The 14,452-nt window shown below is 59.3% G+C and carries 14 protein-coding genes and 1 rRNA gene; 11 read left to right on the top strand and 4 right to left on the bottom strand.

What is annotated here, in order from left to right; genetic code table 11:
* The first annotated feature begins 6 nt into the window (after positions 1 to 6).
* The 3 genes from rrf (at position 7) to BSF44_RS22560 (ending at position 1,630) form a co-directional block, all read left to right on the top strand.
* A 5S ribosomal RNA gene (rrf, locus tag BSF44_RS22570) occupies positions 7 to 122 on the top strand.
* Between the two features lie 158 nt (positions 123 to 280).
* On the top strand, positions 281 to 1,207 hold the full coding sequence (locus BSF44_RS22565; protein WP_095945381.1) for a LysR substrate-binding domain-containing protein: 927 nt from the start codon (positions 281 to 283) through the stop codon (positions 1,205 to 1,207).
* 57 nt (positions 1,208 to 1,264) lie between these two features.
* The gene (locus BSF44_RS22560) at positions 1,265 to 1,630 is read left to right on the top strand and encodes a 5-carboxymethyl-2-hydroxymuconate Delta-isomerase (RefSeq protein ID WP_095945380.1); all 366 of its coding nucleotides are present in this window, start codon (positions 1,265 to 1,267) and stop codon (positions 1,628 to 1,630) included.
* Positions 1,631 to 1,633: 3 nt separating this feature from the next.
* On the opposite strand, the gene BSF44_RS22555 is transcribed toward BSF44_RS22560, so the two are convergent.
* The 3 genes from BSF44_RS22555 to BSF44_RS22545 all read right to left on the bottom strand — a co-directional run bounded on the left by BSF44_RS22555 (position 1,634) and on the right by BSF44_RS22545 (position 4,802).
* Positions 1,634 to 2,572, bottom strand: coding sequence for a LysR family transcriptional regulator (locus BSF44_RS22555; protein WP_095945379.1), 939 nt, complete (start codon positions 2,570 to 2,572; stop codon positions 1,634 to 1,636).
* A gap of 114 nt (positions 2,573 to 2,686) precedes the next feature.
* A complete protein-coding gene (locus BSF44_RS22550; RefSeq protein WP_095945378.1) occupies positions 2,687 to 3,604 on the bottom strand; it encodes a DMT family transporter in 918 nt (305 codons plus the stop codon).
* A gap of 13 nt (positions 3,605 to 3,617) precedes the next feature.
* Positions 3,618 to 4,802: a cyanate transporter gene (locus BSF44_RS22545; protein WP_095945377.1), complete on the bottom strand. Its 1,185-nt coding sequence runs from the start codon at positions 4,800 to 4,802 to the stop codon at positions 3,618 to 3,620.
* A 472-nt stretch (positions 4,803 to 5,274) separates the two neighbouring features.
* On the opposite strand from BSF44_RS22545, the gene BSF44_RS22535 reads away from it, so the two are divergent.
* The 6 genes from BSF44_RS22535 to BSF44_RS22510 all read left to right on the top strand — a co-directional run bounded on the left by BSF44_RS22535 (position 5,275) and on the right by BSF44_RS22510 (position 11,832).
* Positions 5,275 to 6,657 carry a glutamine synthetase family protein gene (locus BSF44_RS22535; protein WP_095945375.1) on the top strand — a complete coding sequence of 461 codons (1,383 nt, stop codon included), beginning with the start codon at positions 5,275 to 5,277 and terminating at the stop codon, positions 6,655 to 6,657.
* A 190-nt stretch (positions 6,658 to 6,847) separates the two neighbouring features.
* Positions 6,848 to 8,497: a phosphoethanolamine transferase gene (locus BSF44_RS22530; RefSeq protein ID WP_095945374.1), complete on the top strand. Its 1,650-nt coding sequence runs from the start codon at positions 6,848 to 6,850 to the stop codon at positions 8,495 to 8,497.
* A gap of 72 nt (positions 8,498 to 8,569) precedes the next feature.
* Positions 8,570 to 9,232: a class I SAM-dependent methyltransferase gene (locus BSF44_RS22525; RefSeq protein ID WP_095945373.1), complete on the top strand. Its 663-nt coding sequence runs from the start codon at positions 8,570 to 8,572 to the stop codon at positions 9,230 to 9,232.
* Positions 9,233 to 9,355: 123 nt separating this feature from the next.
* Positions 9,356 to 10,489, top strand: coding sequence for a ribonuclease D (rnd, locus tag BSF44_RS22520; RefSeq protein ID WP_095945372.1), 1,134 nt, complete (start codon positions 9,356 to 9,358; stop codon positions 10,487 to 10,489).
* Positions 10,486 to 10,779 (top strand): YcgL domain-containing protein, encoded by a 294-nt coding sequence (locus BSF44_RS22515; RefSeq protein WP_033048390.1) that lies wholly within the window; start codon positions 10,486 to 10,488, stop codon positions 10,777 to 10,779. Before rnd ends, BSF44_RS22515 begins: the two co-directional genes overlap by 4 nt.
* 120 nt (positions 10,780 to 10,899) lie before the next feature.
* The gene (locus BSF44_RS22510) at positions 10,900 to 11,832 is read left to right on the top strand and encodes a D-2-hydroxyacid dehydrogenase (protein ID WP_095945371.1); all 933 of its coding nucleotides are present in this window, start codon (positions 10,900 to 10,902) and stop codon (positions 11,830 to 11,832) included.
* Between the two features lie 122 nt (positions 11,833 to 11,954).
* On the opposite strand, the gene BSF44_RS22505 is transcribed toward BSF44_RS22510, so the two are convergent.
* Positions 11,955 to 12,548 (bottom strand): nitroreductase family protein, encoded by a 594-nt coding sequence (locus BSF44_RS22505; RefSeq protein ID WP_095945370.1) that lies wholly within the window; start codon positions 12,546 to 12,548, stop codon positions 11,955 to 11,957.
* Positions 12,549 to 12,712: 164 nt separating this feature from the next.
* On the opposite strand from BSF44_RS22505, the gene BSF44_RS22500 reads away from it, so the two are divergent.
* Together BSF44_RS22500 and BSF44_RS22495 are read left to right on the top strand one after the other, a co-directional pair.
* Positions 12,713 to 13,162: a YcgN family cysteine cluster protein gene (locus BSF44_RS22500; RefSeq protein ID WP_095945369.1), complete on the top strand. Its 450-nt coding sequence runs from the start codon at positions 12,713 to 12,715 to the stop codon at positions 13,160 to 13,162.
* 28 nt (positions 13,163 to 13,190) lie between these two features.
* On the top strand, positions 13,191 to 14,420 hold the full coding sequence (locus tag BSF44_RS22495) for a hypothetical protein (RefSeq protein ID WP_095945368.1): 1,230 nt from the start codon (positions 13,191 to 13,193) through the stop codon (positions 14,418 to 14,420).
* Positions 14,421 to 14,452 lie beyond the last annotated feature (32 nt).

Below are 14,452 nucleotides of genomic sequence, written 5' to 3'. Positions count from 1 at the left end.
GAATTTCTTGACGACCATAGAGCGTTGGAACCACCTGATCCCATCCCGAACTCAGCAGTGAAACGATGCATCGCCGATGGTAGTGTGGGGTTTCCCCATGTGAGAGTAGGTCATCGTCAAGATTAAATTCCGAAACCCCAATTGCGAAAGCAGTTGGGGTTTTGTTTTTGTCCGCGGAAAAGTTCGTACACCGTATCAGACTATTGAACCTGAGTCGGATAGACGGCAGTCCCATCCGCTACCTAAACTGTCAGCAGATTTGGGGATCGGGGGGCAGTGGATGAATCGCAACGAACTTCGCAAGGCGGATATCAACCTGATGGTGGTATTCGAAACGCTGATGCTCGAGCGCAATGTCACTCGGGTGGCGGAGAAGCTGTTTCTCGGTCAGCCGACCATCAGTTCGGCGCTCAACCGCTTGCGTGCGATGTTCAATGATCCGCTGTTCATACGCGTTGGCCATCGCATGGAGCCGACGGCAAGGGCCGAGGAGATCATCAGGCACTTGTCGCCGGCGCTGGACTCCTTGTCCGTGGCCTTGAGCCTGACCCATGATTTTGACCCGGCCAGCAGCACGATGTCATTCCGCATAGGGTTGTCCGACGATGTCGAGTTCGGGCTGTTGCCGCCATTGCTGCGAGCGTTGCGCCAGGAAGCGCCCAACGTCGTGTTCGTTGTGCAGCATGTCGATTACTGGCGGATTCCCGATTTGCTCGCGTCCGGCGATATCACGGTGGGTATCAGCCAGACCCGTGGCTTGCCGGCCAATGCCAAGCGCAAGTTGCTGCGGCACATCCAGCCCAGCATTTTACGCGCCGATGCCTCCGACACACCGCTGACCCTCGATGAATATTGCGCGCGACCGCACGTGCTGGTGTCCCATACCGCCAACGTCAGTGGCTACGCCGACGAGTGGCTGGCGGACATCGGCCGTACGCGCCAGGTGGTGCTCTCGGTACCGCAATACAGTTCTTTGCCAGCCCTGCTTGCCGGGACGGACCTGATTGCCAGCCTGCCGGACTACACCGCCGAGGCGATGGCGGCATCGGGAGTGCTGTTCAAGGAACCCTTTCCCATCCAGACACCTACCCTGGACCTGTCCATGGTCTGGCTCAGTCATGTCGATAGCGACCCTGCCGAGCGCTGGTTGCGCTCGCGCCTGGAAGCCTTCATGAGTGAGCGTGCCGTTTTGCCACTGCCCGAATGAACGGGGCGGTGCTGTGTTATATGTACGACCTCTCCACCCACTTACAGGAACTGACTCATGCCTCACCTGCACATGGAATACACCGCCAACCTGACTGATCTGAATGCCGATGTGGCATTGATGCGGTTGAACAATACGTTGGTGGGTTCCGGTCAGTTTGCTGCCGAATTCGACATCAAGAGTCGCGCGGTCAAGGTCAATACATTCAAGGTCGGCACAGCACTGGCTGAGCGGGCGTTCGTGCATGTGAAACTGGCGCTGTTGAGTGGTCGTTCCGCTGAGATCAAAAAACAGCTGTCTGAAAGCCTGCTGGCTGTGGTGCGGGACCTGTGTGAGTGGCCGAGCAGCATTGAGGTCCAGTTGTGCGTGGAAATTCTCGACATTGATCGCGACTCCTACAGCAAGACCGCCATTAACAACTGAACATCAGGCTGATTCCTGCTCGACGCAGGCCTGGATCACTTGCGTTCGCAACCAGGTGCTGGCGCTGTCCTGATCGACACCCTGGCTCCACTGCATGTCGAGGGTGAAACCTGGCAAGCCTTCGGGCGCTTCACAGTGCTTGAAGGTGTCTGCACTGGCCAGCATTCGCTGGATGCGCCGGGGCAGGGTCAGGACATAGTCGGTGCCGGTAATCAGCTTCAGCGCTGCACTGTAGCTGTTGGCGCGTGCAACGATCTGGCGCTGTTGTGCCTGCTGCGCGAGCCAGCCATCGACCATGTTGGTGGCGGACGTCCAGGGTGTCGGGAACACGTGTCGACGTTCGACATAGGTTTGCAGGCTCAGACGTGGTTCCGCCGGCGTGGCGCGTTTGTCGAACACACACACCAGGTCATCTTCGAGCAGCGTTTGTGATTTGAAATCGACGTGACTGCGATGAAAGTTCGGGCCGAAGCACATCACCAGGTCCAGGCTGCCTTCGCGCAACGCTTCGGCAGGGATATCGGTCTGGAGCTTGAACACATTGACCATCACTGGAAGATCGGCGAGGTCGAAGGTTTTCAGCAGGCGCGGCAGGATCAGTTGCTCGAAGTATTCCGGTGCGCAGATGTTGAAGGTCACCGGCTGCAGGCCGGGGTCAAACGTGGGTAAGCCGGCGTGACACAGGTTGATGCTATCCAGGATTTTCAGCACGTGAGGGTACATCGCGCCGGCCTTGCCGGTGGGCTGCATGCCGCCGGTACGGGTATTGATGAACAGTTCGTCCTCGAAACTGGTGCGCAGCTTTTTCAAGCAGTAACTCACCGTGGACTGACTGACGCAGAGCGTCTCGGATACGACGGTGACGCTGTTCTGCTCATACACGGCGACGAACACCATGAGGTCCTGCATGTCGAGTTTTCTAAGCGAATTACTGTTGAGCATCCATTCCATCTCGCTACGTCCCCTGTACTGACCATGCGCAAGGGTGGGTGAATTATCCTAGCGGAATGAGCGAGCAGGGAAAATGCCTTGCAGGACGTTTCGCCCAAGACCCTGTCAGCCCTGGACGATCGCCGACACGGCGCGGCGGCTGGACATCAATAACGCGAACATGCCGAGGCCTACCAGCACCGCGCCGGCCACTTCCAGCGGCAGCGGCATCTGGCGCCCCCATAGCCAGTGAAACAAGGTGAGGAACAGCGTGCTCAGGTAGATATAGGAAATCACCGAGGACGGTGCGATCACGCCGATGGCCCGGTGCAGCAACCAGAACGTCGCCAGTGTGGCGAACACCGCCAGGTACATCAGCCAATAGAAATCGTTGAGCGTCAGTAATGATGCCGAGCGCCAACCGCCACTCAATCCACAGAACACCAGCAGGAACAGTGCACCGAACAGCATGTTCCAGAACGTCATGGGCACGGGGCCGCGTCCCTTGAGGCTATCGGCTTTCAGGCGATGGCTGAGGGGCGCGTAGAGCGCCATCGCCAGGCAACCGATGCCGTACACCATCAATGCATAGGGCGATGGCAACTCGCCGGGGCCGGTGCCTTTCATGATCAACAAAACCGCCCCGGCAGCGGCGAGCAGCATCGGCACAATCCGTTGTTTCAGACGGTTGTCAGGTGTCAGCACGGCTTCGAAACACAGGGTCATCAGCGGCACCAGCGTGAACATCGTCCCGGTGTTGACGGCTGAGGTGTAGCGCAATGCTTCGAACAGCGAACCGAAGTACAGCGCCAGCAGCAGGCCGAGCACAGCATGGCCGAACAGCGCGCGGGCGGTCATGACGGCATCGCCTTTTAGCAGCAACAATGGCAGAAACACCAAGGCGCAAAACAGCAGGCGCAAACCGGTCAGCAGAATCGGGTCGATGGCCTGGCTCACTTGCGCCGCCGCGGAAAACGATGCGGCGATCAACAAGGCCCAAAGCAGCATGCTGGCGTGAGCGACGGCGAAACCGGTGGATTTCATGGCAGGCTCCGGGTCAATGGATGTGGCGGGTGTAGTGCCTTGGGTTGAAACGCAGAACCATCAACATCATCAGCGCCATGACCGCCGTCAGCGACCACCAGGCCCATTCAAAGCTGCCGAGCCGGTCGCGGATGATCCCCGCCAGCAGCGGCGACAGGCCGGCGATCAAGTAGCCGATGCCTTGAACGAATGCGGTCAGGCCACCGGCACGCAATGGATTGTCCAGGTGATCCAGCGATACGATCAGGCTCATCGGGAACAGGCCGCCAATGCCCAGCCCCAGCAGGCATGGCCACATCAGACTCAAATGCCCAGGGCTCAGAATCAGTCCGCAGAATCCGGCGATGATCAGTGTCAGCAATACCATCAGCACGACGCGGCCGTCGCGGCTGCGATTGGCGATGACGGGCGTCAGCAGGCCCGACAGCACTTCCATGGCGGTCAGAAACCCGAGCAGCAATCCGGCGTGCTGTTCGCCCCAGCCCTTTTCCATGTAGTACGGCGCCAGCCAGGCCAGAACACAGGTGTAGGACGCAGTGCCCAGGCCAAAGAAAATCGCGAGTAACCACGCGCGAGAATTGGCGAAGTACGAACCTTTGCTGGATGCCCTCGAATCCAGTGTTGGCATCCCCACGCTTTGGCTGCGCCAGAAGAGCAATGCCAGCACGGCGAGAACGGCCCAGATCGCCAGGCCTATACGCCAGCTGCCGGTACGCTCCATCACCAGCGGCGCAAAGGAGGCACCCAAGGCGGCACCGCCCATGATCGACGTGACGTAGAGCCCCATGCACAGGGCAACGTGGTCGCTGAAGCGGGATTTGATCAGCGCCGGTATCAGGGCCTGGATCAGGGCGATCCCGATACCTGCCAGCACGGCGCTCAATAGCAGCTCCGCGGCTGAATCAAGGAACAACCGCGAAACCGTGGCCACGCCGATGATCAGCAACGAGAACACCACCGTGCGCTGCTCGCCGAGTCGCTGGCTGATGCGCAGGCCGACAAACATCGCCAGTCCCATGGCCGTCACCGGCAACATGGTCAGCAGTGAAGCCTGACTGAAGCTCAGCGTAATGTCGTCGCGAATCGCCGAGAGCAGAGGCCCGACAGCCGCCATGGAAGGGCGCAGGTTCAGGGCAACCAGGACAATGCTGAACATGAACCAGAGGGCAGGGCGGGAAGTGGCTCGGGTGTTTTCCATGATCGGACCTTGAACAGAAGGGTTCCGATTAGGCGCGCGAGGCCTGGAGGCGGCAAATCAGAAACTCCGGCGAAGTATTTAAAAATTAAATACACGTCGCAGCCAAATGTTTAGTCAGACGATATCCAAGGTTCTTCAAATCCTGATTTAACGACTTAAGCCATCGTGTGAGTCTGCGGGTCATCTGTTTTCTGCGGTTCTCTCTATGGACGGTTGGCCAGTCGCAATCCACTTCAAGGCATCCATCGACGCTCGGGCGTCGAGCCTTGGTCGTCGATTCACGCCAGCCACCGCGCCAAACCTCTCTGCACTTCCTTCTGAACTGGCTTTTTGGGCGCTGTGGCATTGCCGCCATGCGCGCCCGCCGGATTCCTGCTTTTTCCGCTGATTGTTCCTACATATTCCGCTCGATGGCGGGATTAAAGTGCGGGTGCTTTTGCGTACCTGTCTGACACGGAAAAAGAGAGTTCCCATGAGTTGTGCCACGACCTCGTTTGCCACCAAGCAAGAAGCGCTGACCTTTCTGGAGCAGAACCCGGATATTGAAATGTTCGAGCTGTTCATCCTCGACAACAACGGTGTGCCGCGGGGCAAGCTGCTGCATCGTGATGAGTTGCTGACGGTGTATGAAAGCGGGCGGCCATTGCCGAGCACAATCCTCGGCCTGACCATCAACGGCGATGACGTGGAGAACTCCGGGCTGGTCTGGGACGTCGGTGATATCGACTGCCGCGCCTACCCGATCAGCGGCAGCCTCACGCGTATGCCGTGGCGCCTGATGCCGACCGCGGCCGTGCAGGTCAGCATGCACCCGACTGAGGGAATGCCCGCCACCATTGCCGATCCCCGCCACTTGCTGGCTAAAGTCATCGAAGGTTTGCAGGCTGACGGTTATTACCCGGTCATGGCGGCGGAACTGGAGTTCTACCTGTTGGATCAGCAACGCGACAGCAATGGCCGGCCGCAACCGGCACGGGATGTCGATGGCGGGCGTCCGCGCGGCACTCAGGTCTATGGGTTGCGTGAACTTGAACAGATCGAGCCGTTCCTGGCCGACCTCTATAGCGCCTGCAAGCTCCAGGGGATTCCGGCGCGCACGGCCATTTCCGAATACGCGCCGGGGCAAGTGGAAATCACCCTCGAGCACCGCTGCGACGCACTACAGGCGATGGATGAAGCGGTGCGCTACAAGCGTCTGGTCAAGGGTGTGGCGCACAAGCACGGCATGACAGCCTGCTTCATGGCCAAGCCTTTCGATGACCTGGCCGGCACCGGGATGCACATGCACGTGAGCCTGGCGGACAAGGACGGCAACAACCTCTTCGCCAGCGAAGCCCCGGATGGAACGCCGCTGCTCAAGCAGGCCGTCGCCGGCATGCTCAGTACCTTACTCGATTCGCTGTTGCTGTTCTGCCCCAACGCCAACTCTTACCGTCGATTCCAGGCCAATAGCTATGCCCCCCTGGCGGCCACCTGGGGCGTGGACAATCGCACTGTGAGCCTGCGCGTACCTGGCGGGCCGGCGTATTCCCGGCACATCGAACATCGAATCTGTGGCGCAGATGCCAACCCCTATCTGGCAGCTGCGGCGATTCTGGCCGGTATTCATCGCGGTATCCGCGAACAACTCGACCCTGGTGCGCCGGTGGAAGGCAACGGCTACGCCCAGGCCACGAAACTGTTGCCGACAGACTGGCTGACCACCTTGCGATCGCTGGAGGGTTCAAGTTGGGCCAGGGAAGCCTTCGGCGGTGAATTCCTCGGCGTCTACCTGGCGGTGAAACGCGCCGAATATCGTCAATTCATGGGGGAGGTCGGTGAGCAGGACTGGCGCTGGTATTTGCACCAGGCTTGAGTCGACGCTAAGCCAGAGCTGAAACATTCTCAAATAGTCTGTAAGTGTAAGGCGGGATAAGTAAGCCAACTAATTGTTGGCTTCTTTTTCACAAAAAATTGATGGTTGGCTACCTAAAATTAGAGCTGTCTCGGTAAATGAAATTTTCACATTTGCCGAAGACACCTTTTTTCAGGACCCGCCGAATCTCATGCTTAAGATTAAAGCCGTGCGCCCCGAATGGGTGACACTGATTGCCAGTGCTTTTTTGTTAGTTGGCTTCAATTTTGTACTCTGGCAGCACCTGTTCGAAATCACTGCATCCGATGGCAAAGGCATCGTCATGCGTGTGGCCTTTGGGGTGATGATCTTCGCAGCGTTCAACATTGTGCTGACCCTGCTGGCATTCCGGTCGGTGCTCAAGCCGGTCCTGATCCTGCTGTTCATGACCAGCGCGGGCGTGGCGTATTTCATGAGCCAGTATGGTGTTCTTATCGACACCGGCATGTTGCGTAACTTCGCTGAAACCAATGCTACGGAAGTGCGCGACTTACTGTCGCCAAAGTTGTTTGTTTATATTGTGCTGCTCGGCATTTTACCGTCCTGGCTATTGTGGAAGGCGCCGATTAATTATCGTCGCTGGCACCGTGAACTACTCAGTAAAGTTCTGGTGATTTTTGCCTCGGCAGCGGTCATTGGCGGTGTTGCACTGGTTAACTATCAAGGCCTGTCTTCGCTGTTTCGCAATCACCACGAGTTGCGCCTGATGGTGGTGCCAAGCAACTACATTGGTGCCACGTCCGGTTTCTTGCGCGAGAAAGTAGCGACTGCGCGGCAACCCTTTGTCAAGATCGGTGAAGATGCCCGGCTTAATCCGGTCTGGCAAACTCACGGACGCAAATCCCTGACAGTACTTGTCGTGGGTGAAAGTGCCAGGGCTGAGAACTTCGGCATCCTTGGCTATAGCCGCGACACTACTCCGAAACTGAGTAAGGAAGATGGTCTGATCGCTTTCACCGATGTGCATTCCTGCGGAACTGAAACCGCCGTATCGGTGCCTTGCATGTTCTCCAACATGGGGCGCAAGGACTACAACGCCAGCATGGCAAAAAACGAAGAAGGCCTGCTGGACGTGCTCAAGCATGCGGGTATTGACGTGATCTGGCGTGACAACCAGTCAGGCTGCAAAGGTACCTGCGATCGCGTCACCGTTGAAGACGTCAGCAATCTGAAGGACCCGGCGCTGTGCGCCAACAGCGAATGCCGTGACGAAATCCTGCTGCAAGGCCTGCAACACTTCATCGATACCCTGGACAAGGACACGGTACTGGTATTGCACCAGATGGGCAGCCACGGTCCGGAATACTTCAAGCGTTATCCGAAAGAGTTCGAGCGCTTCACTCCGGTTTGCGAGAGTAATGCCCTGAACAATTGCAGTCGCGAAAGTATCGTCAATGGCTACGACAACACCCTGGTCTATACCGACCATGTGCTGTCGACCCTGATCGATCTGCTTCGCAGCAACCAGGACAAAGTGGATACCGCGATGCTGTATCTGTCTGACCACGGCGAGTCCCTGGGTGAATACAACTTGTTCCTCCACGGCACGCCTTACATGCTGGCACCGGAGCAGCAAAAGCATGTAGCCATGTTTGCCTGGTTCTCCGACAGCTATAAAAAGTCCTTTGCGGTAGATACCCACTGTCTGCAACAGGGCCGTGAAAAGCCCCTGAGCCAGGACAACCTGTTCCATTCGATGCTTGGGCTTCTGGAGGTCAACAGCAAGGTCTACAACCAGGATCTGGACATGTTTACCGGATGTCGTGGTCCAGTGACTGACGGCGTGTTGGCCAAGGATTGAGTACTCCGATTCTGTTTCACGCGGCGGCCGCAGATCTGCGGCCGGTAGAACTATCACCAAGAGCCATTGCACATGTCCGCTCAGCCTCCATCCGCCATCGAGCTTGAGATCGCCCGGCACTACGACCAGGAGCACGCGCGCGTTTGCCTTCAGCCGCAAGCGCCGAGTCTGGCCGGGCGCCTGGCGCTCTGGCGTGAGGAGCGTCTGGTGCGCAATGCACTCAAGGTCGCTGGCGAGCCTGGTCTGATCCTTGATGTGGCTTGTGGTGTGGGACGTTTTTGGCCAGTGCTGGCCGAGCACGCGAATCGGGTGATCCTCGCAACGGATCCGTCCCAGGACATCCTCGATCATGCCCGGACACATCATTCGCAGAGCCTGTTGAAGCGGGTCAAGACCTTTCAAAGCTCCGCGTTCTCGATTGGCTTGTCGGAGAATGCGGTTGACTGCATTTTCTGCATGCAATTGTTCCAGCACCTCCATAACCCGGAACATCGTCTGGCGATGCTGGGTGAGTTTTACCGGGTCAGTCGCGATACGGTGATAGTCGCGCTACGCCTCGATGGCCTTTTCAAGGGCGCGCATTCAGGCGTGGAGGGCGTTCCGGCCCGGCCGTTGCCGAGCAAGACCGGATTGGAACGCGAGTTCAGGCAGGCGGGGTTTCGTTTGCTCAGCCATCAGGACTTTTTCCCCGGTTGCGCGCGGATGCGGATCTACGTGCTGGGTAAGACCAGCTAGCTCGACGTTGTCGGACTATTCTGTATGTCACGTAGTAAATTTCGCTAACGCTCTTGTTCAGTGGATGCGCGGAAATCGCCGGGGGCGATATATACTGCGCGCCATTCTTCAAGGGAGAGCCGTGTGGCCATCGATATTCACTGGATTCGCGACAACGATAGCCTCGGACGGTTGTGCGCCGAGTGGCAACAGTTGCCATTCGTTGCCCTCGACACCGAATTCATGCGGGTCGACACCTTCTACCCAATCGCCGGCCTGCTGCAGATCGGAGACGGTGTTCGCGCCTATCTGATCGACCCGCTGACCATCGACAACTGGCAGCCATTGGCCGCGTTGCTGGAAAACCCGGCGGTGCTCAAGGTTGTCCACGCGTGCAGCGAAGACCTCGAAGTTCTGCTACGTCTGACCGGAAGCCTGCCGGTGCCGCTGTTCGATACGCAACTCGCTGCCGCTTACCTGAACCTTGGTTTTTCCATGGGCTATTCGCGATTGGTGCAGGAAGTGCTCGGCATCGACCTGCCCAAGGGTGAAACCCGTTCCGACTGGCTGCAACGTCCGCTTTCCGAAACCCAGATCAGCTATGCGGCCGAAGACGCCGTGCATTTGGCTGAAGTCTTCGTAAAGCTGCGTCCAAAGCTGTCTGACGACAAATGCGCCTGGGTCCTGGAAGACGGCGCCGAACTGGTGGCCAACCTGCGCCGCGAGATCGATCCGTACGAGGTCTATCGGGATGCCAAGCTGGCCTGGAAGCTGTCCCGCGCCCAACTTGCCGTTTTACGTGAGCTCTGCGCCTGGCGCGAAAAGGAAGCCCGGGCCCGTGACCTGCCGCGCAACCGGATTATCCGCGAACATTCGTTGTGGCCGCTGGCGCGTACGCAACCGGATAACCTCGGCGCCCTGGCGAAAATCGAAGACATGCACCCGCGTACCGTGCGTCAGGACGGCGAGTTTCTGCTTGATCTGATCAAGCGCTCTGGCAGTGTGTCGCCTGATCAGTGGCCGCCAGCCGTGCCGGAGCCGTTGCCGGTGGATGCCGCTGCACTGCTCAAACAAATGAAGGCCATAGGCCAGGCCGAAGCCGAGCGCCTGAACATCGCGCCGGAACTGATGCTGCGCAAGAAAACCCTGGAAGCGCTGCTCAAAAGCGGCTTCCCCAATGGTCCCTACCAATTGCCTGATTCGCTGCGTGGCTGGCGCCGCGAGTTGATGGGCCAGGCGCTGCTCGACAGCCTGGCCACCGCCGGAGAACAGCCTTGAAACGTATTTGTTCCATCTACCGCAGCTCGAAGAGAAACGAAATGTACCTGTATGTGCTCAAGAGCGATGCTCTGGAGCGCGTGCCGGACCCCCTGATGGCAGCCTTCGGCAAGGCCATCCACGCGTTCGACCTGGTGCTGAGCCCCGAGCGCAAGCTGTCGCGCGAGGACATCGCGGTCGTGCTGGAAAACCTCGAAAAACAGGGCTATCACCTGCAAATGCCACCTGCCGAAGACGAGTACATCGAGCATTTGCCGGAAGAGTTGTTGCGTCGCAACGATCCGGTGTGAGCGGCAGACAGGCTCTGTTCAGAGTGGTTATGAAACACTGATTGATTTTAGCGATGGCCGCATCGACGGATGCACAGCACTGTCGGCGGCCGTCTGCACCGTTTTTGAAAGGTTTGAAGCATGCGCGTCCTGATTGCTGAACACGACTACCCCGTGTACGCCCAACTGTTGCGCGAGGCGGCACCGGACCTGGAGGTGCTGACCAGCGGTGATTCCGCCGAACTGGCCAGCCAGGCCGGCGATTGCCCGGTGTGGCTCGGCCAGCCTGATTTGCTGGCGACCCTGTTACGCCAGGGCCATCAGCCGCAATGGCTGCAATCGACCTGGGCCGGCATCACGCCGCTGCTGGCCGATGGCTTGCCGCGGCACTATCGGCTGACCCGTGCAGTCGGAATCTTCGGCCAGGTCATGGCCGAGTACGTGCTCACGTACATGCTCGGTCACGAACGTGAAGTGCTGGCGCGGTTGGTCAGCCAGGTCGAGCGCAAGTGGGACAGTCGCCATGGCCAGAGCCTGGCGGGGCGCAAGGTGTTGATCGTCGGCACCGGTGATATCGGTCAAAGTGTGGCGCAGTTCCTCGTGCCATTCGGCGTCGAGTTGTATGGCGTGGCCAGTAGCGCGCGGGAACAGGCGCCGTTTATCGAAGTTGGTTCGATGGCGGATTTGCCGCGGTTGGTCGGTGAAGTCGATTACGTGGTCAATCTGCTGCCAAACACTGCGCAAACCCACGATGTCTACGATGCGGCGCTGTTCAAGCAATTCAAGCCGACCGGGTTGTTCATCAACGCCGGGCGCGGTGTGGCAGTGGTCGATGCGGATCTGGTGGATGCCTTGAAGGAAGGGCATCTGGCGGGCGCCGTGATCGACGTGTGCCGTCAGGAACCCTTGCCCCAGCGACATCCGTTCTGGACGGCCTGGGGCCTGCTGCTGACGGGGCACAGCTCGGCACCGACTTCGCCTTCGATGATGGTGAAGCTGTTTGTCGAGAACCTGCGGGCTTATGAGGCGGGAGAGGCATTGCGCGGGGAAGTGGATTTCGAACGCGGTTACTGAAATCACCACTACCCAATGTGGGAGCGAGCCTGCTCGCGATAGCGGTGTGTCATTCGCATTAACGTTGACTGACACGGCCTCATCGCGAGCAGGCTCACTCCCACATTGCTATGTGTAGTGGCTTAGAGGGTGAAGTCACCTTCGGCCGCCAACTCGCTCAACGGACGACGCGGGCTGGGTTCTTCACGGGCTTGCAGGTAATCCGCCAGGCTGGCCTTGTCCCCCAGCTTGCCCACCGCGACGGCCGCGTGCAGTGCGTAGCCTTCGGGAATGTTCAGCTCCTTGCGGGTCAGCTCCTGGTCGAAACCGGCCATGCCGTGGGTGTGCCAGCCGCTCAGGCTCGCTTGCAAGGCCAGGTGGCCCCAGGCGGAGCCGGTGTCGAAGGTGTGCCACAGGGCCGGGGTTTCTTCGCTGGCGCCGGGTGCGGTGAAGGTGGTTTTCGAAATCACGATCACCAGGGCCGATGCATGTTGCGCCCAGCTGCGGTTGAATTCGTTCAGCAGACCCAGGTAACGCTCCCAGTTCGGCGTATCGCGACGTGCGTAAAGGAAGCGCCAGGGTTGCGAGTTGTAGGCCGAGGGTGCCCAGCGGGCGGCTTCGAAGAAGCTCAGCAGGGTTTCCTCTGGAATCGTTTCGCCGGTGAAGGCGCGGGGCGACCAGCGATCGGTGAACTGAGGGTGAATGGCGTAATCGGCAACGCGTGGGTTGGCACTCATCAAGAGATTCCTGGCTACGTTTGAAAGTGGGAGCAACGCAAAACCCTACTTGGCAGCGCAAAAACTGACAAGCCCGTTCTACCGACAGTCGCCAATGCTTGGCCCGCGGGGCTACGGGCACTAGACTGGCGGCCTTTTCACCACCTGATGTCGATACCCGAACCATGGCCGCCAAAGTAGAACCGTTCTGGATACGCAAGACCCTCGATCAACTCGATCAGGAGGAATGGGAGTCGCTGTGCGACGGCTGTGGATTGTGCTGCCTGCAAAAGCTTGAAGACGAAGACGACAACAGCGTCTATTACACGCGCATCGCCTGCAAACTGCTGGACCTGAAAACCTGCCAGTGCAAGGACTATCCCAACCGTCGAGACTCCGTTCCGGACTGTATCCAGCTCACGCCGGGCAAGGCCGACGAATTCAAATGGCTGCCGCCGACCTGTGGCTATCGCCTGGTCAGCGAAGGCAAGGACCTGCCGTTGTGGCATCACCTGGTGTGCGGTGATCGCGATGCCGTTCATCACGAGCGGATTTCCCAGTCCGGGCGCATGCTCGCCGAAGGCAGCGTGCCGGAAGATGACTGGGAAGATCACCTGATTTTTCGCGCGGGCTGATTGCCTGACGTTTCGCGAAGGAGTGTGTATGGCTGTGGGGTGGCGGCAGGCATGTGTCGTGGGATTACTGGTCGTGAGTTCGCCCGCATGGGCTGCGAACAAGGTCAATCTGGATTATCACGTGCGGCTGTTGCCCCAGAGCGATCAGGCCGAGGTGCGCCTGACGCTCGCCCGGGGTTCGGCGGTGCGCAGCCTGGATTTCGACCTTGGCGACGGTAGCCACTACAGTGATTTCAAGGCTGACGGCCAATGGCAACTGACCCCGGGCAAAGCGGTGCGCGGTGTCTGGCATCCGACCGCCGACAAAGCCAGCCTGACCTACCGCGTGAACATCAACCACGGCCGCAAGAACGGCGGCTTCGACACGCGCATGACGCCAAACTGGGCGTTGATGCGCGGCGACGATCTGGTGCCGGCTGCCAGGCTCGATCAACAGGACGGCATCGAACTGGTTGCACGCCTCGAATTCGAGCTGCCCGGTGGCTGGAAAAGCGTTGAAACCGCGTGGCCACGAATCGGCCCGAACAAATTCCGTATCGATAACCCTTCCCGACTGTTCGACCGGCCCACGGGCTGGATGCTCGCTGGCCAGCTCGGCAGTCGCCGTACTCGTCTGGGCGAGACCGAAGTCACCGTTGCTTCGCCGCTGGGGCAGGGCATGCGACGTATGGATGTGCTGACGCTGCTGACCTTCGTCTGGCCGCAAGTGCAGGCGCTGTATCCGCGACACCCGGGCAAACTGCTGATCGTCGGGGCCAATGACCCCATGTGGCGCGGCAGCCAGTCGGCGCACGAGTCGATCTACCTCAACAGTCGCCTGCCGTTGGTCAGCGAAAGCGGTACCAGTGCCCTGGTCCGTGAGTTGGCCCAGATGTTCGGGCGGATCAACGGCACCCAACGCAGTGACTGGATCCGCGAAGGCTTTACCGAGTATTACGCCATCGAACTGGTGCGCCGGGCCGGCGGCATGAGCGATGAACGCTACGAGAACCTGCACGGCAAACTGGTCAGGAGCAGCCAGAAAGTCACCACGCTGCGCGGTGAGCAGGTCAGCCCGGCGCAGGTGGCCAGGGCGGTGGTGTTGCTGCAGGAACTGGATCGCGAGATTCGCCTGAAAACCCACAACAAGCGTTCGCTGGACGACGTGCTGCGCGGGGCGATACGGCTGGGGGATATCGACACCAAAGCGGTTGTTCAGCTCAGCGAGAGCGTGATCGGTGGTTCTTCAAAAGTGCTGAATACCGAGTTGATTCAGTAGCACCGCCATCGCGAGCAGGCTCGCTCCCACAT

The organism is Pseudomonas sp. ACN8, from assembly GCF_002303925.1.
GTDB lineage: Bacteria > Pseudomonadota > Gammaproteobacteria > Pseudomonadales > Pseudomonadaceae > Aquipseudomonas.
Note: the sequence above shows the minus strand (reverse complement) of the source record. Positions and strands in the feature narration are given on the sequence as shown.